Origin of the sequence: Methanococcoides alaskense (assembly GCF_027594145.1) — an archaeon.
GTDB lineage: Archaea > Halobacteriota > Methanosarcinia > Methanosarcinales > Methanosarcinaceae > Methanococcoides > Methanococcoides alaskense.
Genome location: NZ_JAQFFK010000001.1, coordinates 637,800 through 656,790 on the forward strand (window position 1 = coordinate 637,800; position 18,991 = coordinate 656,790).

Annotated in this window: 22 protein-coding genes; 17 read left to right on the forward strand and 5 right to left on the reverse strand. The window is 44.3% G+C overall.

The features are described 5' to 3' along the window. Positions 1–49 precede the first annotated feature (49 nt). The 6 genes from PBV53_RS03030 (at position 50) to cofE (ending at position 4,772) form a co-directional block, all read left to right on the forward strand. A complete protein-coding gene (locus tag PBV53_RS03030; protein WP_270095680.1) occupies positions 50–334 on the forward strand; it encodes a PLDc N-terminal domain-containing protein in 285 nt (94 codons plus the stop codon). Positions 335–336: 2 nt separating this feature from the next. Then, entirely contained in the window at positions 337–585 is a 249-nt protein-coding gene (locus tag PBV53_RS03035; protein ID WP_270095681.1) for a hypothetical protein, read from the forward strand. A 368-nt stretch (positions 586–953) separates the two neighbouring features. Then, a complete protein-coding gene (locus PBV53_RS03040) occupies positions 954–1,772 on the forward strand; it encodes a hypothetical protein (protein ID WP_270095682.1) in 819 nt (272 codons plus the stop codon). A 58-nt stretch (positions 1,773–1,830) separates the two neighbouring features. Continuing rightward, entirely contained in the window at positions 1,831–2,715 is an 885-nt protein-coding gene (locus PBV53_RS03045) for a methylenetetrahydrofolate reductase (protein WP_270095683.1), read from the forward strand. A 31-nt stretch (positions 2,716–2,746) separates the two neighbouring features. Further along, complete coding sequence (gene thiC, locus PBV53_RS03050) at positions 2,747–3,994, forward strand: phosphomethylpyrimidine synthase ThiC (protein ID WP_270095684.1); 1,248 nt, start codon at positions 2,747–2,749, stop codon at positions 3,992–3,994. A gap of 28 nt (positions 3,995–4,022) precedes the next feature. Then, the gene (cofE, locus tag PBV53_RS03055; protein WP_270095770.1) at positions 4,023–4,772 is read left to right on the forward strand and encodes a coenzyme F420-0:L-glutamate ligase; all 750 of its coding nucleotides are present in this window, start codon (positions 4,023–4,025) and stop codon (positions 4,770–4,772) included. Here the strand turns inward: cofE and PBV53_RS03060 are convergent. Beyond that, positions 4,759–4,884, reverse strand: a complete 126-nt coding sequence (locus PBV53_RS03060; RefSeq protein WP_270095685.1) for a hypothetical protein — start codon at positions 4,882–4,884, stop codon at positions 4,759–4,761. The genes cofE and PBV53_RS03060 overlap by 14 nt on opposite strands. 112 nt (positions 4,885–4,996) lie before the next feature. Between PBV53_RS03060 and PBV53_RS03065 the strand changes: the two genes are divergently transcribed. From PBV53_RS03065 to PBV53_RS03080, 4 genes are all read left to right on the forward strand, one after another. Beyond that, a complete protein-coding gene (locus PBV53_RS03065; RefSeq protein WP_270095686.1) occupies positions 4,997–5,266 on the forward strand; it encodes a thioredoxin family protein in 270 nt (89 codons plus the stop codon). A gap of 97 nt (positions 5,267–5,363) precedes the next feature. Next, positions 5,364–6,377 (forward strand): MBL fold metallo-hydrolase, encoded by a 1,014-nt coding sequence (locus tag PBV53_RS03070; protein WP_374708518.1) that lies wholly within the window; start codon positions 5,364–5,366, stop codon positions 6,375–6,377. 87 nt (positions 6,378–6,464) lie between these two features. Next, complete coding sequence (locus PBV53_RS03075) at positions 6,465–6,854, forward strand: EMC6-like membrane protein (RefSeq protein ID WP_270095687.1); 390 nt, start codon at positions 6,465–6,467, stop codon at positions 6,852–6,854. Positions 6,855–6,927: 73 nt separating this feature from the next. Beyond that, complete coding sequence (locus tag PBV53_RS03080; RefSeq protein WP_270095688.1) at positions 6,928–8,697, forward strand: ribosome biogenesis/translation initiation ATPase RLI; 1,770 nt, start codon at positions 6,928–6,930, stop codon at positions 8,695–8,697. 31 nt (positions 8,698–8,728) lie between these two features. Here the strand turns inward: PBV53_RS03080 and PBV53_RS03085 are convergent, their stop codons facing one another. After that, a complete protein-coding gene (locus PBV53_RS03085; protein WP_270095689.1) occupies positions 8,729–9,013 on the reverse strand; it encodes a hypothetical protein in 285 nt (94 codons plus the stop codon). A 65-nt stretch (positions 9,014–9,078) separates the two neighbouring features. After that, on the reverse strand, positions 9,079–10,863 hold the full coding sequence (locus tag PBV53_RS03090) for a COG1361 family protein (protein ID WP_270095690.1): 1,785 nt from the start codon (positions 10,861–10,863) through the stop codon (positions 9,079–9,081). A 120-nt stretch (positions 10,864–10,983) separates the two neighbouring features. On the opposite strand from PBV53_RS03090, the gene hisF reads away from it, so the two are divergent. The 7 genes from hisF (at position 10,984) to PBV53_RS03125 (ending at position 16,760) form a co-directional block, all read left to right on the forward strand. Further along, positions 10,984–11,805 carry an imidazole glycerol phosphate synthase subunit HisF gene (gene hisF, locus PBV53_RS03095; protein ID WP_270095691.1) on the forward strand — a complete coding sequence of 274 codons (822 nt, stop codon included), beginning with the start codon at positions 10,984–10,986 and terminating at the stop codon, positions 11,803–11,805. Between the two features lie 17 nt (positions 11,806–11,822). Continuing rightward, on the forward strand, positions 11,823–12,110 hold the full coding sequence (locus tag PBV53_RS03100; protein ID WP_250869257.1) for a MazG nucleotide pyrophosphohydrolase domain-containing protein: 288 nt from the start codon (positions 11,823–11,825) through the stop codon (positions 12,108–12,110). 180 nt (positions 12,111–12,290) lie between these two features. Then, positions 12,291–13,241: a DUF7490 domain-containing protein gene (locus PBV53_RS03105; RefSeq protein ID WP_270095692.1), complete on the forward strand. Its 951-nt coding sequence runs from the start codon at positions 12,291–12,293 to the stop codon at positions 13,239–13,241. Continuing rightward, entirely contained in the window at positions 13,241–13,477 is a 237-nt protein-coding gene (locus PBV53_RS03110) for a DUF8060 family membrane protein (RefSeq protein WP_270095693.1), read from the forward strand. The genes PBV53_RS03105 and PBV53_RS03110 overlap by 1 nt, the downstream gene beginning before the upstream one ends. A gap of 147 nt (positions 13,478–13,624) precedes the next feature. Continuing rightward, on the forward strand, positions 13,625–16,057 hold the full coding sequence (locus PBV53_RS03115; protein WP_270095694.1) for a U32 family peptidase: 2,433 nt from the start codon (positions 13,625–13,627) through the stop codon (positions 16,055–16,057). After that, positions 16,054–16,482 (forward strand): nucleoside 2-deoxyribosyltransferase, encoded by a 429-nt coding sequence (locus PBV53_RS03120; RefSeq protein ID WP_270095695.1) that lies wholly within the window; start codon positions 16,054–16,056, stop codon positions 16,480–16,482. The genes PBV53_RS03115 and PBV53_RS03120 overlap by 4 nt, the downstream gene beginning before the upstream one ends. 32 nt (positions 16,483–16,514) lie before the next feature. Beyond that, positions 16,515–16,760 carry a pro-sigmaK processing inhibitor BofA family protein gene (locus PBV53_RS03125; RefSeq protein ID WP_270095696.1) on the forward strand — a complete coding sequence of 82 codons (246 nt, stop codon included), beginning with the start codon at positions 16,515–16,517 and terminating at the stop codon, positions 16,758–16,760. Here PBV53_RS03125 and PBV53_RS03130 read toward each other — a convergent pair. Continuing rightward, positions 16,734–17,399: a class I SAM-dependent methyltransferase gene (locus PBV53_RS03130; protein WP_270095697.1), complete on the reverse strand. Its 666-nt coding sequence runs from the start codon at positions 17,397–17,399 to the stop codon at positions 16,734–16,736. The two genes, PBV53_RS03125 and PBV53_RS03130, sit on opposite strands and share 27 nt — an antisense overlap. Before the next feature lie 2 nt (positions 17,400–17,401). Continuing rightward, the gene (lysS, locus tag PBV53_RS03135; protein WP_270095698.1) at positions 17,402–18,988 is read right to left on the reverse strand and encodes a lysine--tRNA ligase; all 1,587 of its coding nucleotides are present in this window, start codon (positions 18,986–18,988) and stop codon (positions 17,402–17,404) included. Between the last annotated feature and the right edge of the window lie 3 nt (positions 18,989–18,991).

Below are 18,991 nucleotides of genomic sequence, written 5' to 3' on the forward strand. Positions count from 1 at the left end.
ATTGTGGCAGTATCAATTTGTTTAGTAATGTATGGGTGGAACTATTAACGTGAGCAAAATCAAATCAGAATGGACGATCGTTGGACTTCTCTTATTCTTTACTATACTTGTTTTTACATATCACATAGGGCAGCTATTATGGGGAATCATTGCAATAGCGATTGTTTTTTGGCTCTTCATGTTATGTGACTGTCTTCAAAGGAACACAGAGGATTTTCCCAGCAAAGGAGATACTGATAAACTGATCTGGTCGCTTGTTCTAATTTTTCTGAATTTCATAGGTGCGGTACTATATTATTATCTGGTCAGGCTGCAGGGTCTGGATGGTGAATAATTATGATCTCAGAAGTTCAGGATTTAATGCACAATATCTCAAAATATATTTCTCGCAGATATGCAAGGGTGTTATTTGGGTTGCTATCACTTGTTACAATTTTATACTATTGCCTGGAGTATTTTTATCCAAATAAATATGACATGTTCTTCATGCTTACAGGACAGATCATTGGTAGTGTCCTTTTTGGGTTGGCAATAATTATTTTGATAGCTGTTATTCTATTATTATTTAGAAAAGTAAATAATTAACATTGGAGAAGGTAATCATGAAAAGATTTAGATAAATATATCGTACAGTACCACTCATACTGGCACTATATAATGCTTATCAAGCATGGTTTTATGATAATCTGAGCTTAACGCTGGCATACCTCACATTGATACTTGTGGTAGTAGTTGGTTTAATAGATCCAATCATTAAAAAAAGACCAATTTCACAGGAATCAAAATAAAGTAAGTATCATCTAAAGTGTAATATTATTGTGATCTTTGCTCTGTGTGTATCTTTCGTATGGGCAGTTCTGAATTGGGATAAGGAGTGATAACCTGTTATTCGTATACTTTAAAGTGGTGTTAAAATAAACAAAAATATTATTTTAGTATTACTCTCCCTTTTGGTGCTGGTAATTCTTGCGGGCTTTGCTTCATTGGTCGATTTCCATAATTTTGGTCTTCAGGAACCACCTCTTGCAGATCTGGGTTCTGAAAATCTGTTCATTGAAGCTCATGCTCCGGATGTTTTAGATAAATACCCTGTCTATAGGGTGCTGAATGAGGGTGTTATCCATGAAGAGAACTCTAATCTTTATCGTATTCGAAGTTCAGTCCCAGATGAAGAAGAAGCAAAAGAACTGGCAAATGCCTATTTGATCTCGATCGATGAATTGCCTAATGATTCTTATATCGATGGTGTGGATGCATGTCAGATAGAATATCTCGATCATGAAACCGGTTCAGTTGATCCAGAAAGAGCTGAACCTATGTTTATGAAAGTCTCATACAGTCGTCTCATTGATGGCTATCAGGTGGTGGGTCCGGGAGATTCGATTACCGTGTGTTTTGGTGATGATGGGGAAGTTCTGTCCTTCTTCAAGACCTGGAGGGAGTTAGAGAGGTCGGGAGATGTGGCGATAGTTCCTGTTGAGGTGGCTATTAAAAGGTTGAACGATGGAAACGGTGTTCTAAGTTCTGCAAATGTTTATAGGGTCCATAATGTGGATGAGAGACAGGTCGGATACTTTTCGGATATATCCGGTGCAGATCAGGAATTTTACTATCCAGTATGGGTCTTTAAAGGAACTGATAGTTGTGGAAATCCTGCCGAAAAATATGTTAGTGCAACAGAAGAGATATATCAGCAAGCGGTTGGAACGGAGATCGAATTTCCAATAGATGGTTTCTATTATTCACTTGATGAAGAAGAACTAATAGTTTGATCATCTCCCTTCCCTGTCTCGATGCCTTTAAAAACAAATCCCCCATATTCATCCCACGATGCTTTCAACTTTTAACGATGCACTCAACTCAGACCGCTTCATTGTGACTGCAGAGGTGGCACCCCCAAAGGGTACTGATATCTCGGCGATACTTGAGGATGCAGAACTTATCAGGGATTTGGTGGATGCAATCAATATCACGGATAATCAGCGTGCTGTAATGCGCATGAGTCCTATCGCTGTCGGCAAACTGCTGATGGATGAAGGACATGAGGTGATAGTGCAGCTTACCTGTCGTGACCGCAATCGTCTGGCATTGCAATCGGATCTTCTGGCGGCATCGGCTCTGGGAATTGAGAATATTTGTGTGATGACCGGGGACCATACCACCAAAGGTGACCATGTGGGTGCAAAGGCTGTTTATGATCTGGATTCTGTGCAGCTTCTCTCCCTTATCACTAAGATGATGGGTGGGTCTGATATGGCAGGTAATGAGCTTGCAGGTGCTCCGTCCTTTACTGTTGGTGCGGTGTCCAACACCGATGTGACAAAACGGATGCAGATGCTCAAGCTTAAGAAAAAGATAAATGTCGGTGCACAATTTATTCAGACACAGGCAGTCTATGACGTTGAAAGTTTTAAGGATTTTAGTGTTCTTATGGATCAAATAGGTCCTAACGTTCCGATCATGGCCGGTATAATCCCTCTCAGGTCTGCCGCAATGGCACATTTTATGAACAATAACATTCCTGGAATACGGGTCGGGGATGAACTTATAAAGCGCATGGAAAATGCAAGGGATCCGATACAAGAAGGGCTTGAGATAGCTGCAGAAAGTATCCTTGAACTTCGGGATATGTGCAGGGGCATTCATCTTATGCCCATCGGCGGTCATGGCAATACACAAAGGCTTCTTGAGATGGCAGGCCTCTATAATAGATAATACATAAAAACGATTTTAAGAGTCGAATACTATGAGACCCACACAGGTAGAATACGCAAAGAACGGTACGCTGACCCCGGAAATGGAGTATGTGGCCGAACACGAGTCCATTTATGTGGAAACTGTAATGTCAAGGGTTGCAGATGGCAGCCTTGTGATAATGGTTCGCGATGGCTGTCCTCCGGTGGCTATTGGAAAAGGAGCCAAGACGAAGATAAATGTCAATCTCGGAACCTCTTCTGCTAGCATCGACCCTGATGCCGAACTGGAAAAAGTGAAGGTCGCAGAAAAATACGGTGCTGATACGATAACGGACCTGTCAATGGGTGGCGATATCTCTGCTATCAGAAAAATGGTCTTTGATAACACCACTTTACCTATCACAACCGTGCCTGTCTACCAGGCGGTCGTTGAGTGCGGTATGAAGGATACAACCGGTGTAGATGTGCTTTCCTATCTTAAGAAGCAGGTCGATGAAGGTGTCAGTTCTGTTGTGGTCCATTGCGTGGAAAAGCAGATGCTTGAGAAGCTCAAAGGCACAGGGCGTATCATGGGCATGGTCTCAAAGGGCGGTTCCTTCACCAGTGTTCTGATGCTGAAGGACGGCTGTGAGAACCCCTATCTTGAGAACTTCGATGAGGTCCTTTCGATATTGAAGAAGAACGATGTCGTACTCTCCCTTGGGAACACCATGCGTAGCGGTTGCGTTCATGATGTGTGTGATAATCCGCAGATGATGGAGATCAGGAAGAATGCAAAACTTGCAAAGCAGGCTAATGAGGCTGGTGTTCAGGTGATCATTGAAGGTATGGGCGGTCATGTGCAGGCAAATGATATTGTTCCCCACATTCAGGCTCACCGCGCCCTTTCCAATTACCCTCTCTTTGTGGCTGGTCCGTTGCCAACTGATGTCGGTATGGGATATGACCACATCTCCGGGGCAGTCGGTGCGAGCATTGCAAGTGGCAATGGTGCTGATTATCTTTGTTACATAACTCCGGCAGAACATCTATCCCTTCCAACACCTGAACAGGTGCGTGAAGGCCTTATTGCTTTTAAGATCGCGGCACATATAGGCGATTCCATGAAATACGGTCTCGATGAGCGGGATAAATTGCTTGCTGACAGGCGTGCCAATTTCGATTGGGATGGACAGATGGAACTGGCACTTGATCCTGATAAACCAAAGGGGATGTGTCCTATGACAGGGCCTTGTTCCATGTGTGGCGAATATTGTGCCATCAAGATAATGGCTGATTATCTGTCAGAAGGTGTCTGAATTGGTATCAGAGCTCCCCTCTATACAGATGGTTGGTATCCGAACTTCTCTCATCGGGGTAGGTGACGATATGGTGGAAGTACTATGTGAAGCGTTCGAGAAGCATGGGGTATTTCTGGAAGATCGCGATATCCTGGTCCTTGCCGAATCTGCAGTAGCTACTGCAGAAGGCAGGTTGGTGAAGCTATCTACCGTAGTGCCGGGGAAAATTGCAGAGGAACTTGCGGGTAAGTACTGTCTTGATCCTCGGGAGATGGAGCTCGTTCTTTGTGAATGCGATGAGGTCATCGGGGGCGTGCCGGGGGCTGCTCTTACTTTGACCAACGGGACCTTGTCCCCCAATGCAGGTATTGACGCTTCCAACGCACCGGAAGGACATGTTGTGCTTTTGCCCAAGGATGCTCAGAAAAGTGCTGCTTATATCAGGAAAGGCGTTGAGGAGTACTCTTCCTGCCATGTGGGTGTTATCATTGGCGATAGCCGCACCCAGCCTTTGCGTCTGGGGTGTATGGGAGTTGCACTTGGGACTTCCGGTATGGTTCCGGTTGAAGATGCACGAGGTTCACATGACCTTTTTGGGAAACCTCTTCATATAACACGCAAGGCGGTTGCGGATAATCTGGTATCTGCCGCTCAGCTTTTGATGGGCGAGGCAGATGAATGCATCCCTTGTGTGCTTATTCGCGGAGCTCCTGTGGAAATGTGTGAAGGGTCTGAGGAGATGCCCCTGTTCACACCTGAAGAGTGCATGTATTACAGTAATATCAGAAGGACTTGAGAATTCCTTTTGCTCTTTCCACTGTTTTTATTTTTCTACTCTTCCATTGGCTCTTCTGAGCCTGGTATTTAAAATATATCTCTCTTGCAGTTTCCCTGTTAGCGAGCATCATAATTGATCTCAGGTTGGCAATCAAAAGTTATTTATAGAATGCAACCAATGGTTTTGTATAAAGCGTGCAATACCGCTTACTTTATATTTTTCATTTACAAAGGTGATCTTCAATGAGCAATGTAGTAGTAATGGATTTTACAGCAACGTGGTGTGGACCTTGCCAGATACAGAAACCTATCCTTGAACAGCTCGAGGGTGAACTGGGGGAAAAGGTCGAGTTCAAGATGATAGATGTTGACCAGAACAATGCCCTTGCAGGCAAGTATGGGGTCAGTGCAGTACCTACTCTCATCATTGAGAAAAATGGCGAAATTGTAAAGCGTTATACAGGTGTTACCAGCGCTGACGTCCTTCGTGCAGAGTTGAATACTCTTATCTGAACTTTCTTTTCATTCATTCTTCCTCTATTTTTTTTATTATTTCTTCTTCTGACAACATGTAAATAACTTGAACTCGTCCATTGGCCAGAGGTATCATTTGAACAGATTTGCAGACATGGGAGTTCTGGCATTCCGCCAGACGAATTCGCGAGGAACGTTCAAACCCCACCTTGCCGTAAAATTTCGGGCAGATGATGGGAACCTTTGCACTTTTTCAATCGATTCCACCCGTGTCCCTAATAAACAGCCGCAACCGGATGCTTACCTTGTCACTCATGCTCATTCTGACCATAACGGCAAGTCTGCAATGCTCTCGGACCTCTCAGTTTCCACTGAAAAGACCGCTAAAGCCCTTGAGATCCGGCATGATCGTGAGTTCAAGGGGCGTACGTTAGCATGCGGGGATTCCATCGGCATCAATGGTGTGACAGTAAAGACCTATCTGACAGGACATACTGTAGGAGCGGTTGGCTTCTATTGGGTGAACGATGTGGGTACTCGTATTCTTGTCACCGGGGATGTTAAGGATGCTTCTGCACTGCCAAAATGTGACGTACTGATAACTGAAGCGAACTATGGCGATCATTCTGACCCATCCTGTCATTTCGAGGATGATCTTGAAGGATTTAGAAATGTCATGGGATGTGGTTCCCAGGTTGCTTTCGGTGCTTATGCATTTGGAAAGGCACAGCGTGCGGTGGAGCTTTTGCGTGGTATTGGTTATCATGGAACGATCGCAATGGAAGAGAAGTCATTGCTTCTGACACGCAACCTTGTGGATAATGCCGGGGATATAGTGGCTATCGGGGAATGTGATGAGGACGAGGTCTGCATCGTACCGCCTTGGGACCTTAAGAAGTTGCCTCATTCGATGAAAAAATATGTGCTGACAGGAAGGCTGGATTATAGCTATCCCGCTCTGCAGGTAAGTGACCATCTTGACGCTAATGGGCTTGCTAAAATGGTGGAGGATATAGATCCTGAGCTGACAATTGTGTATCATCCTTCAGGAGATAGGCCGGAAAAGTTCGCTTCTTATCTAAATAGTGTCGGCAGGGAAGCTGTATCCCTTGATCAGGTCAGCAATGTGCTGAGTAATGAGCTTCTTTGACCTTGCTCTTTTCAGGAATAAACGTTTATATATGTTCTAATGATTATAACAACCAATCTTAATAATTAACTCAGGAGAAGATGCCAATTGAAAAAGGAAAGCAAAGTGAAGTCGGATGGCACCAAAAAGGTAGTTCAGACTGACGCTCCTGCAGTGTCCAAAAAACCCGCTGCGATCAAAGTAAAAACTCCGGAAGAGCGCAAGGTAGCACATATACAGGGTATAATCAAGACTGCGGTTGCAGCATTCCTTGGTATGGTAGCCGGTCTTGGTGCATTCCTCCAGTTCGGTGCAGGTACCGATACCAAATGGTATGCAGTACTGGTCATTGTCGGTGTGTTGGCATATTATGCTCAGCGCTTGATCTATCCCGCTATCAATATAAATACGAAAGAATTCGGACCAAAGGATTGGTTCTATGTAGAATTCATCGTTATTGACTTCTGCCTTGTGACATGGGTATTGCTGTTGAATTGACAGTATTCATGCCTCTTTTTTTCTTGCATAATCAGCTTATTAAATATTCCATTAACAACCTCAGTGATCTATCATGCGAATTGCAATATTGAATAAGGATAAGTGCCAGCCAAGGCGATGTAGTCACGAATGTGAGAAATATTGCCCTAGGGTCAGGACAGGATACGAAACGATCACGTTCGGAGATGATGGTAAAGCCATTATATCTGAGGAACTATGTGTCGGTTGTGGTATCTGTGTCAACAAATGTCCTTTTAGCTGTATTATGATAATCGGTCTGCCTGAGGCTCTTGACAAGCCGACCCACAGGTATGGTCAGAACGGTTTTGCCCTTTATGGATTGCCAACCCCTCAGGTGGGTAAGGTAACCGGTATTCTTGGTCCGAACGGTATTGGTAAGAGTACTTCAGTACAGATACTCTCAGGTGCCCTTGTTCCAAACTTCGGGGAAGAGACCGGTGACTGGGACACAGTATTGGAACACTATGCCGGTACTGGAATGTATGACTATTTCAAGAATGTCATCGATGGCAAGATCAAAGTATCCCAGAAACCGCAGTATGTGGATATGATCCCTAAAGCCTTCAACGGCAAGACCCGTGATCTTCTTGAAGGTACCGACGAGCGCGGTGTAATGGATGAACTTGTGGAAAAGCTTGACCTAAGTCACATAATCAACCGAAATATCAGTGAACTCAGTGGCGGAGAATTGCAGAGGGTAGCCATTGCTGCATGTGCAGCAAGGGATGCAGACTTTTACTTCTTTGATGAGATAAGTCCATATCTGGATATCTACCAGCGTATCAATTCCTCAAAGCTTATACAGGAGCTGGCAAAGGACAAAGCTGTTCTTGTCGTTGAACACGACCTTGCAATTCTGGACATGCTCTCTGATGTTGTTCAGATAGCATACGGTATGCCAAGCGGGTATGGTGTGATCACACATCCAAAGGGTGTCAGGATCGCTATCAACCAATATCTCAAAGGTTATCTTCCTGAAGAGAACGTACGTGTCAGGCCGGATGCCATTACTTTTGAAATGCATCCTCCCCGTGTTGCAACTGACATTGCCACTCTTCTGGATTACAATGCTTTCTCCAAAAAGTACGGTGATGGCTTCTCACTCAAGAGCGATGGCGGTTCTTTAAAAGAAGGTGAAGTGATCGGAATTGTCGGTCCTAATGGTATCGGTAAATCCACTTTTGTAAAGATCCTTGCAGGAGAGGTTAAACCCGATGAGGGTGACCTGGAATCGGAAGTATCCATCTCCTATAAACCTCAGTACATCAAAGTGGATTCTTTCATGCAGGTACGACAGTTCTTAAGGAGCATCACCCGCAGATTCGATACCAGCTATTATGAAGCTGAGATAATCAAGCCACTTCAGCTTGAGACCCTCTTTGATAAAATGCTGAACGATCTGAGTGGCGGTGAGTTGCAGAGGGTTGCCATCGCAGCTTGTCTTTCAAAGGATGCTGATCTGTATATTCTCGATGAACCAAGTGCGCACCTTGATGTAGAGCAGCGTTCCCTCGCAACGAAGGCTATAAAGAGATTTGCAGAAAATAATGGTAAGACCGCAATGGTCGTAGACCATGACATCTACATGATCGATATGCTCAGTGAACGCCTGATCGTTTTCGAAGGTGAACCGGCAGTCTTTGGTATAGCACATCCTCCTTCTTCAATGCAGGTTGGAATGAACAAATTCCTCTCCGACCTTGGTATAACTTTCAGAAGGGATGAAGAGACCATAAGACCAAGGGTCAATAAAAAAGATTCACGTCTTGACAGAGAACAGAAAGCAAAAGGCGAATATTATTACTACAAGGTGGATGAGTGAATATCTCATCCTTTTTATTTTCATTATTTAATTATTTTTTTTTCCTCGAAAGGTACCATGTAAGGAATTCGGTATAGAGTATTATGCCGATTATCGTGGACCACGTGAACAATAGCAGATGATAATTGTTGATCGGCACGATCCCTCCTGCAAGACGTACATGTTCGTGGTTCAAAAACTCAATGGCTGCATTAGGGATGACCAGCATGATTGCCAGTGGAATTCCAAGAAGTACGACACCCGCTATCAAAGAAGAGTAGTTAACGAGCAGGTATAGTACAATGGCGGAAAGAAGCCCGAATATTATAACTGCCAATGCTACTCCAATGATGTCCGTTCAAACCCTCTCCTTTCTTCTTTGGATCTCATTAATAAATGGCTTCATCGTATCCTTTTCCTTTGATCTGATTGTTTTCTGCTAATATATAAATATGCAATAAATGGTATGGTGGAAAGCACACCCAGAATTGTGATGAATGAGGATAACAGGAAGAATATTCTTCCTTTCATTGTAAGTGGTTGGTAATTAACTTCCTCATCTTTGCTATCATCATCGATCGGTTCAGCTGAATATGTATATAATCTGATCGTGTTTGATTCAAACGTTCCCTGTGTACCACTTTCATCGTCAAATGTTACTTTTGTGGAAGGTAGTTCATAGATCGCTTCTTCCTTTGCAACCATTGTATAGACGATCCGTTCTTCTTCACCTACGCCAATATACCCTACCCAGTTTTTCTGTCCGCTGACAAATTCAAATCCTTTCGGGATGTTCTCTGTATAGGATACGGTCGCATCTCTGGTGCCGATGTTACGTATGTTTATGATGACATCTACTTCTTCACCTGTCTGGATATCGGTCGAACTGACCGCCTTTTCAACTTCCAGCAGTGTACCACTAGTAACGATCGTGCTACTCTTTCCTGAATCCACGCTATATGTCTCTCCCTGTGAATACCAGTTTGCAACGGCTGGCATCATCTTAAAGGTGCCGGCAGCAGTGGGTATGGCACTGTATGTTATCGCTTTTGACTTTTCGGAATCGATAAATAAATTCCATTGGGTAGAAGCTATGTCCACAGGCATGAATGAAGGAGGTATCGGATCATTCACAGTTACTTCATGTCCAATGCTGGCATTGTTGTGTATAACTAGGGTAAAAATTATCTCCGGATCATCTATTCCTTCTTGTAGCTGGCTGGCATCATATGATCTTGAGATCGCTATATATGGGTCGACAAAGGTAACTGCGCTTGCTGATGTCTGGTAGCTGTTTCCTTTGTAATCATATCCTTCAACGATAACACTTATTTCGAGATCTTCTCCGATGGGTGTTTCCGGGAGCTTGAGGGTGACCGGGATGCTCTGTCTGTCTGAAGTGTCCAGTATCGGTACCTCTAAGCTGTCAAAATCTACCTGTGCATTAATTGCGGAAGGTGTGATCGTAATTCCTCTGGCAGGTATGGTTCCCTCATTTTTTATAAGAATGTTAAAGACAGGTTCTTCATTTGGAAAGTATCTATCCTCAATATCCTGTATCTCAAGGGCAAGTACCGGTTTGCCAGGCTGGTAAGGTAGTATTGTGATCGTCTGTTCTATTTTATCAATGTAGGTTAGACGAATGAGTACTTCATCGAAGTAGCGATGATGATTGCCTGTAATGTACTCGTCACCGAGGGTCCTTCCATCCTTTGAGATCTCTATGGATGCAACATCATCGTTAATTTCAACGGCTCCAATGTTGATGCCATTCAGGTCATAACTTTCTCCAACTCCGAGAACAATGGTATTTCCAGGTATCCATACAAGCTCGTATTCATGGATGTACATCTCAAGGGATATTCCGGTCTCATCAATTGAGAGTGTTCTGACCTTGAGATCTTTGTCATAGAGGAACTCATTGTTCAATTCTGCATCTGCAAAGAAAGCTTCTTTGAATTCTCCGTCAACGTATAGGAGAACGTTCGCTGAATACCCATAGTCTCCTGATCGTATCTCCTGCAGTTTTACAGTGTACTTTTCAGCAGATGCTTTATCATTATTTGAAAGTTCAAAGACTCCCTGATGGACCCAGATCTCTTCGTACTGGAACTCGAAGGCAGAAGCTGTCGTACACATTAACAAGAGGACCATAATGCCTGCGAGGAAAGCGCGGTTCAAATGCATCAGGCTTTTTATGTACTTCATACCGTTTAAATATGCCGTTTTTATTCCTATACTTTTATACTGGTTTGCCTGTTTTATCATTCAATAACATTTAATTATAGAACATTCATTACGTAAACTATGCTAACAAAAAGGATAATACCTTGTCTCGATGTCACTCTTGATGCATCAGGTGGGACCGTGGTCAAGGGCGTTGAATTCGTTGACCTGAAAAAAGCAGGTGACCCTGTGGACCTTGCGAAGCGCTATAATGAGCAGGGTGCAGATGAGCTTGTCTTCCTTGATATCACAGCTTCTCACGAAGGCCGTTCCACAATGATAGATGTCATCGAGCGGACCGCCGATGAGGTATTCATTCCTCTGACGGTCGGCGGAGGTATCAATTCTGTCGAGGATGTCAGGCAGATCCTCCGGGCAGGTGCTGACAAGGTATCTGTCAATACAGCAGCAGTGAAGAATCCGGAATTAATTCGCGAGGCTTCTACTATCTTCGGTTCACAATGTATTGTAACAGCTATCGATTGCAGGCGTAACCTCGATGTCGAGAACAATCAGGACAAGACAATACTTGAGCTTGAGGATGGTACTCTTGCATGGTATGAAGTTGTTATTTATGGTGGCAGAGAACCTACCGGACTGGATACTGTCCAGTGGGCGAAGAAGGTGGAAGGGCTCGGTTCAGGCGAGATCCTTCTAACAAGTATGAACCGTGACGGCACTTATGATGGTTTTGATATTCCTATCACAAAGAAGCTCTCAGAAGAGCTTGATATTCCTATAATAGCTTCCGGTGGCGTGGGTAATCCTGAACACATGTACAAGGGATTCGTTGACGGCAAAGCCGATGCAGGACTTGCTGCAAGTATCTTCCACTTCGGAGAATATACTGTGCGCGATGTAAAGGAAGCCCTCAAGGCAAAGAACATTCCAGTGCGCCTTTAATTTCAGGGGACAATATCATGGAAATATCCGAATTTCAGAAATTCATGTATGACCTTTATGCTCATAACGACAAACGCAGGGGTGGACCTGCCACTACACTCTGGTTGGTCGAAGAGGTCGGAGAGCTCGCAGAGGCTATTCGAAGGAATGATATGGAGAATCTAAGGGAAGAGCTTGCTGACTGTTTTGCGTGGATCGGAGCATTGGCGAATCTCTATGACATTGATCTTGAAAAAGCATTTCTTGAAAAATATCCGCTCGTATGCCCGACCTGCAGGAAGAATCCGTGTATATGTACTGATTGATATTTGAGACCTATTTTTTAGGTCTGTCTTATTTTCTTATTTATTTTTGTCCTTCTTTTTCCTCCTTTTATTTTTTAGATCAAAATTCCTCTATATACATTGAAAACAAAAACATGATATGTAAAAATAATGGAGGAAGTTATTTATGCAATCTTTCTTCTATATCATTGGTGAATATTTATGGATAAATCCCAAAAAATAGTGGGATGTGCATTACTATTACTTGTTATGTTCGCATCAGTGATGTCCGCTGGCTGTCTTCGGGATTTTGAAGATAATAGCCAGCTTGAGATCTCAAACGTGGATATCTCTTCAGAAAAAATAAGAAGTAGCTATGTAGATCTCAATATTACGACCGAAATTAAGAGTAATTTCGCAGATAGTGACAATATATCCCTTCTTCTGAAGGTGTATGATAAAGAAACTGGTTTTCTTGATATGCAGAGAGAGGTTTTTATAGGCTCTTTGGAAAATGGTGAAACGGTATTCACTCCCATAGATATCTCAGTTTTGAAAGAAGGTGGTTATCGAATGGAAGTACAGCTTCTTGAAGATGACCAGCTAAAAAGGTCTCGTCGTTTGGATATCTCAAATCTGGATTCTTTAACTCCCGATGTGGCTGATATTGGGATCGAGATCGGAGATGTTGATTTTATCGTAAAGGGTGTTGTCGATAACAAGGTTGAGCTGCAGGCGGACATCTATCTTTCAAATGAAGGAAGAGCTCTGAGTGATGATTACAGAGTACTCATCAAGGCACGGGAAATGGATGCCAGCCTGCTTGCGGATAAAGTTTGGACAACTACTGGTTCTATCCTTCCTGAGACAACAAAGATCGTTTCAGTGGGTCTGACAGTTCCTAAAGATTACAATTACATTGTTGATGTGATCATCTGGGGCAATGATACTATTATAAAGCGTGGTGAGAGTGAAATCCAGCTAAGTCCTGAAACCGTTCTTGAAAAGGACACGGTTGTTCAGAAAAGAGTGATCAATGCAGAGGACTTTGAGGAACGGTTCGTAGATGAAGATTCCGAGGAGTCTCCTAAATCTGAAACTCCCGGTTTTACCATATTGTTCGCGCTTGCTTCGATATTAGGTGTTGCATTCATACATAGGAGGAGATTATAATGGATGAGAATATCCCAAATGAAAAACCAAATACGGAATACTATTTCAGGTTAGGCGTTTTTGGACTTGCAATGATCTTTTTGATCTTGTCAGCATTTCAGCTCTATATTTCCATAGAAGGTATCATTTATACCTGGTTTGAGCATCAGTATGTTCCGATAGTCAAATCACTGGTAAATCTTGCAGTACTGGGCCTTAGCGTCTACATAATAAGGCTCTATTTTGTGAACAAATGAGTGAGTTCTTCTCCCTCATTTTTCAATTTCCATCCTTCTGTTCTTTGTGCTTTGCCTTGTCTAATCACGCTTATATATGTTCAGTTGTTTGATATCAGGTATATAAGTCTTGATCATTGAAACTTTATCGGATATGCTGTGGATACAATGAACGAAAAACCTGAACTTTTGGCTCCAGCAGGAACATGGGACTCCTTTGTGGCTGCTGTAGAGAACGGGGCTGATGCTGTCTATCTCGGAGCGAAGGCGCTGGGTGCGAGGGCTTTTGCCGGAAATTTCACTCTTGAAGAGATAGGCGAGGCTGTGGATTATGCCCATCTTCGTGGTGTCAAGGTCTTTGTGACCGTCAATACCCTTGTTAAAGATATGCAGATGAAAAAAGCAGCGGATATGTTGTGCTTCCTTAGTGAATGCGGGGCTGATGCTGTCATTGTTCAGGATATCGGTCTGCTTCATCTGGCAAAGGATATCGTTCCTGATCTACCCATACACGCAAGCACACAGATGACCGTTCACAATAGTGAGGGTGTTCTTTTTCTTGAAGAGCTTGGTGTCAAGAGGGTAGTACTTGCAAGGGAGATGTCGATCGATGAGATCAGGCAGGTAAGGCAAAAGACCAACGTTGAGCTTGAAACTTTCATTCATGGTGCTCTTTGCATATCCTATTCAGGACAGTGCCTTTTGAGCAGTGTCATTGGGGGCAGGAGTGGAAACCGCGGGCAATGTGCCCAGCCCTGCAGAAAATCCTATGAGCTGCTGGGGTATGAGGGTGCTGTGAGCACAGAAGGTCCTTATCTTTTAAGTCCCAGGGACCTGAACAGCACGGACGTTCTTCCTAAGCTTATTGAAGCGGGCGTTTCTTCTTTCAAGATCGAAGGGCGAATGAAAAGACCCGAATACGTTGCGGGTGTCGTTGGCATATACAGGACATTGATAGATCGTTATTTTGATGATCCGGAATCATATTTTGTCTCTCCGGACGAGTCGCTTGTGCTTGAACAGCTTTTCAATAGGGAATTCACTGATGCTTATTTGAAAGGCTCCAGTATCGGTATGATGAGCCGGGAACAGCCATACAGTCGTGGATTGGTTGCAGGCAGTGTCATGGGCTACAATGAAGAGGATAGGCGTATAATTGCGAAGCTTTCCGCAAAACTGGAGCTTGGAGATGGTATTGGTCTCGAGGGTATGGAAGGTGCAGGAGAGAACATCACTCAAATGGCCATGGACGGGGAGCAGGTAACTTCAGCTCAGGCAGGGGATGTTGTAGAGATATCATTTGGAAGGGAACTTCCTGAAGGTTCAATGATCTTCAGGACGATGGACAGGGCTCTTATGGACTCTCTCAAACGTACGTTCACATCATCAAAACCTGTCAGGAAGGTTCCAGTAAATATTAAAGCAGATGTGGTTGCAGGCTCGAGCATTGCCCTTGAAATGGAAGATGGGGATGGTAACCATGTTTCTGTTCTCTCGGATTATGTGGTCGAGGTTGCACAAAAGAGACCTACAGATAAAGAGCAGATAGATAAACAGCTTCTAAAACTGGGAAATTCCGTTTTCGAGGCTTCCTCGATCGATGTGAACATTACCGGCGAGGTGTTCATTCCCATAAAACAGCTCAATGATGTGAGAAACAATGCTGTTTCCCTTCTGGGTGCTGCAAGGATGGAGAAATGGCATCGCTCGGAGCATGGCAAATGTGTTTTGCCTGATGTGCCCTGTGAGGAGAAGAGCTCTGAAAAGCCGTTGCTCGTTGTTAGTGTTGACACTCTCAAGAGGCTGAATGCAGCTATTGAGGGCGGTGCTGATGTTCTTTATGTCGGAGGGGAATTCTTCAGGGGACGTAAGTATATCGATCTGGAAGAAGCGGTCACCATCTGCAAGGATAATGGTCGCAGGGTTTATGTGAACAGTTCCAGGATAGTGTCGGAAGACGATATGGGTGCTGTGAGGGAACTGTTCGGAATGGCAAAGAAGCTTGAAGTCGATGGCGTTGTCGTTTCCAATTATGGTACCTATCATCTTGCCATGGGCCTTGGTCTTCCTGTGGTTGCGGACAGTCCCATGAATGTCTTTAATGTAAGGTCTTATGCTGCCATGAAGAAGCTTGGTGCGGCTTCGGTGGTCCTGTCTCCTGAGATGTCGATCGCACAGGTCGAAGAGGTCGCAGAATGCGGTCCTGTGGAATGTATCGTGCATGGTCGCCAGGATGTCATGGTTTCACGCTATTGTATGCTTGGTGATCTTTTCGGGAAGAAGGATGGATGCATTAAGGTCTGTGAAGAAGAGGATTTCGAACTGGTCGATGAGATGGGTTATTATTTCCCTTTGCTTGTGGATTCGGATTGCAGGATGCATGTGCTTAATTCCAGGGAACTTTGTATGCTCGAGAACATGGACATCATCCTTCGGGCAGGGGTTGCAGCTATAAGGATCGAGGCAAGGACAATGGATGTGGATCTGGTGAAGAAGGTGACCCACCGCTATCGTGGAGTTCTGGACGGTAAAAAGGCCGGTCGCTGTAAGGATATCACAGATGGCTATACTGCAGGGCATTATCTGCGAGGTGTGGTATGAAGGTATTTCTGTCCGGCTCGATTCGTGGGGGGCGGCAGATGCTTCCCACTTACCAGTTCATTTGCAGGTCTCTGAGGGATAAGGGGCATGAGGTATTGAGCTGGCATGTTGCGGATAGTGAGGTCGAAGGTAAGGAATCCCTTTTGACGGAGACTCAGATATATGAAAGGGATATGTCCTTTTTGCAGGAAAGCGAATGCATGATCGCAGAGGTCAGCATGCCCTCCATTGGTGTTGGTTATGAGGTATGTTCTGCGATCAAAAAAGGTATTCCTGTAATGTGTGTACACATGCCGGATTCCAATGTTTCTGCAATGTTGCTCGGGAATACTTATGCTGATATTTCTGTAAATGAATATGGGGATGATTCTGAACTGGAACTCATTCTTAATGGGTTTTTGAGTTCTTTTAAAAGCAAAAATTAAATACCTTTAATATATATTTTATGGTGATCAATATGGTAATGGAACTGATTATAGTACTGGTTGCAATAATTGCAGCCATTATATTGTACAAAGTGCTTAAGACCCTCAAGAATATGGTTGTAAACACGGCTATTGGCATCGTTATCCTTCTTGTGGCAAAGTTCGTGCTGGGGATAAACATTGCATTCACATGGGTAACTATACTCGTGTGTGCACTGGCGGGTGCTGTCGGTGCCTTGCTTTTAGTGCTTTTAGCTTATCTTGGTATCACTTTCTGATACCTTTTGAATGAGGCCTTTAAGCATGTGGCGGGTATAAGACTCGCCTTTGAATCTTTTTTTTGTGATCACATCATCAATGCTGTTCGTGGCGAATCCACTGAAAAGGGTTTGAAGCTCTTCTTTTGTAAAATAGTGGTAGATTATGCCGCTCTGGCGAACGAATGTGTGTTCTTCGACCTCTTCTCCGCCATATCTCATGTCCTCTATGCCGAAGACCTCGAGGAATATCATACCCCTGGGATTTAAGACACGTTCAAATTCACAGACCGCTGTTTCTCTTTCCTTTCTGAGAAGGTGCTGCAGCACTCCAAAACAGACAATGGCATCAAAACTGTTGTCCTGGAACGGAAGATGGGTGATCGAAGCTGTGGAGTGATGTGCTTCTCTATCCCTTTTTGCAAGATACTCTCTTGAAGCTGTCAATGCCTTTGTGGATACATCGATCCCCACACAATTGTAAAAATTAGATAAGGGTAGAAGGTGGCGACCATTTCCTGAACCGGCATCAAGGATCCGTCCCTTTTCAGGTATTCGTGAGCGTATCGCATCGATGGGTGCTGCTCCGCCCCATTTCACATGGGAGTATTCGTTCTCCCATGCTGTGAAATGAGGTATGGTCGTTCTACCTTCTGTCATATTCAGGGTCGGTACAAGGCTGCTTCACTGAAGCGCTTTGCAAGGAATTCCTGGTCGATGGATGAAAGGAACCATCCTGCCTTTGGGCCCGACTGCTGGCCAAGTACTGATGTATAGATGGCCTTGAACATATCCTTGGGGTTTATCTCCACCTGATCAACGCCCAGTTTTGCAGCTATCTTACTGTTAAGTTGCGAACCTGCTTCCTTTGAAGAATAAACGAGGTTATGATAATCTTCGCCTGTCAGTTCTCCACTGTTCCCTATGATCTCTGATACTGCACCGAGGAATGCTTTCTGTTCATCTGTGAGGCTAGCTGTCTCTTCAGGCAGTACATCCTTCACGCTGAACTTTGCAAATGGAGGTGCGTACATCTCGAGCCAGTTAGCGACATTGTTCACAAGTTCCCTGATACACTTCTCGTTGGTGATATCGTAGCCGGCACGTCCAATGATCTGCATGATCTTGTCGAAGTCACCATGTGCGACCTGGGCAATGGTGGTCATATGCTTGAACGGGATATCGGTGTGGCAGATACCCTTTGCGTGGGATAGCTCCAGTACGCGCTTGTTAAGGCCTTCGATCTCAGCGTTCGAGTTGAGGCGTTCATATTCATCCACAAGTGTCAGCAATGGCTGTGCAGGGTCGAACTTGATGTGTTTTTCAGGCTTTGTGCGCATGATGAGGTAACGCAATACTTCCGGTGGCACCACTTTAAGCATGTCGGAGATCGATACGACAACGCCGCTGGATGATGACATTGCTCCCTTTTCTCCGAGCATGATCCACTCATATACTATAGGCTGAGGTGGTTCGTGGTCAAATATCTCCCTCACGATCCTCTTTCCGGTATCGTATGAACCGCCTCTTGAAGCATGGTCCTTTCCGAAGGGTTCGACTGTTACATTCAGCATCTTCCATTTTGCAGGCCAGTCCACACGCCATGTGAGCTTTCCGCCGCCTATCATTGAGACCGTACCGGAGTGTCCGCAGGAACATTCGTAGTCAACGGTCTCTGCATCTGCATCGAATCCGGTGACCGTTGCGGTATTGATCTTCTTACATTCCTGGCATATAGGATTGAAAGGGCTCCACTCAGGAAGTACATCCTTTCCTGATACTTCTTTCAGGATCTTTGCGATATCATCTCTTTTGATGAGGGCTGCCTTGATAGCTTCGACAAACCTTCCGCTCTTGTAAAGCTCATCTGCACGATAGACCTTCGGATGAATTCCCAGTTTCTCAAGACCTTCAAGGAAAGGTGTGAGGAAGTGCTCTGCGTAGCTCTTACATTCTCCGCATGGGCAAGGGATCTCGGAAATAGGTTTTCCCACATGTTCTGCATAGCTTTCAGGCAGGAACGGGTATACCTTACGTAAAGGGTCGTAATTATCTGCAATGTATATGAACTCAGATTCGAGTCCTGCATCGTTCATTGCCCTGTAAGCTGCATCAGCTGTTACAACCTCTCTCATATTCCCTATATGGATGTGACCGGAGGGGGTAATTCCGGTGGATACCAGATGTTTATTGCCATTTTTTGCTGCTTCTTCAGCAATAACATCTGCCCAGTGTGTAATTTCAGTCATTTT

What these genes read in the sequence shown, in the direction of transcription:
- PBV53_RS03035 (WP_270095681.1), top strand. Translation starts at nt 337, where the DNA reads ATGATCTCAGAAGTTCAGGATTTAATGCACAATATCTCAAAATATATT.
- lysS (WP_270095698.1), bottom strand. Translation starts at nt 18,988, where the DNA reads ATGACTGAAATTACACACTGGGCAGATGTTATTGCTGAAGAAGCAGCA.
- PBV53_RS03115 (WP_270095694.1), top strand. Translation starts at nt 13,625, where the DNA reads ATGAACGAAAAACCTGAACTTTTGGCTCCAGCAGGAACATGGGACTCC.
- thiC (WP_270095684.1), top strand. Translation starts at nt 2,747, where the DNA reads ATGAGACCCACACAGGTAGAATACGCAAAGAACGGTACGCTGACCCCG.
- hisF (WP_270095691.1), top strand. Translation starts at nt 10,984, where the DNA reads ATGCTAACAAAAAGGATAATACCTTGTCTCGATGTCACTCTTGATGCA.
- PBV53_RS03090 (WP_270095690.1), bottom strand. Translation starts at nt 10,863, where the DNA reads ATGCATTTGAACCGCGCTTTCCTCGCAGGCATTATGGTCCTCTTGTTA.
- PBV53_RS03105 (WP_270095692.1), top strand. Translation starts at nt 12,291, where the DNA reads ATGGATAAATCCCAAAAAATAGTGGGATGTGCATTACTATTACTTGTT.
- PBV53_RS03060 (WP_270095685.1), bottom strand. Translation starts at nt 4,884, where the DNA reads ATGATGCTCGCTAACAGGGAAACTGCAAGAGAGATATATTTTAAATAC.
- PBV53_RS03045 (WP_270095683.1), top strand. Translation starts at nt 1,831, where the DNA reads ATGCTTTCAACTTTTAACGATGCACTCAACTCAGACCGCTTCATTGTG.
- PBV53_RS03100 (WP_250869257.1), top strand. Translation starts at nt 11,823, where the DNA reads ATGGAAATATCCGAATTTCAGAAATTCATGTATGACCTTTATGCTCAT.
- PBV53_RS03120 (WP_270095695.1), top strand. Translation starts at nt 16,054, where the DNA reads ATGAAGGTATTTCTGTCCGGCTCGATTCGTGGGGGGCGGCAGATGCTT.
- PBV53_RS03130 (WP_270095697.1), bottom strand. Translation starts at nt 17,399, where the DNA reads ATGACAGAAGGTAGAACGACCATACCTCATTTCACAGCATGGGAGAAC.
- PBV53_RS03110 (WP_270095693.1), top strand. Translation starts at nt 13,241, where the DNA reads ATGGATGAGAATATCCCAAATGAAAAACCAAATACGGAATACTATTTC.
- PBV53_RS03080 (WP_270095688.1), top strand. Translation starts at nt 6,928, where the DNA reads ATGCGAATTGCAATATTGAATAAGGATAAGTGCCAGCCAAGGCGATGT.
- cofE (WP_270095770.1), top strand. Translation starts at nt 4,023, where the DNA reads ATGGTTGGTATCCGAACTTCTCTCATCGGGGTAGGTGACGATATGGTG.
- PBV53_RS03125 (WP_270095696.1), top strand. Translation starts at nt 16,515, where the DNA reads ATGGTAATGGAACTGATTATAGTACTGGTTGCAATAATTGCAGCCATT.
- PBV53_RS03065 (WP_270095686.1), top strand. Translation starts at nt 4,997, where the DNA reads ATGAGCAATGTAGTAGTAATGGATTTTACAGCAACGTGGTGTGGACCT.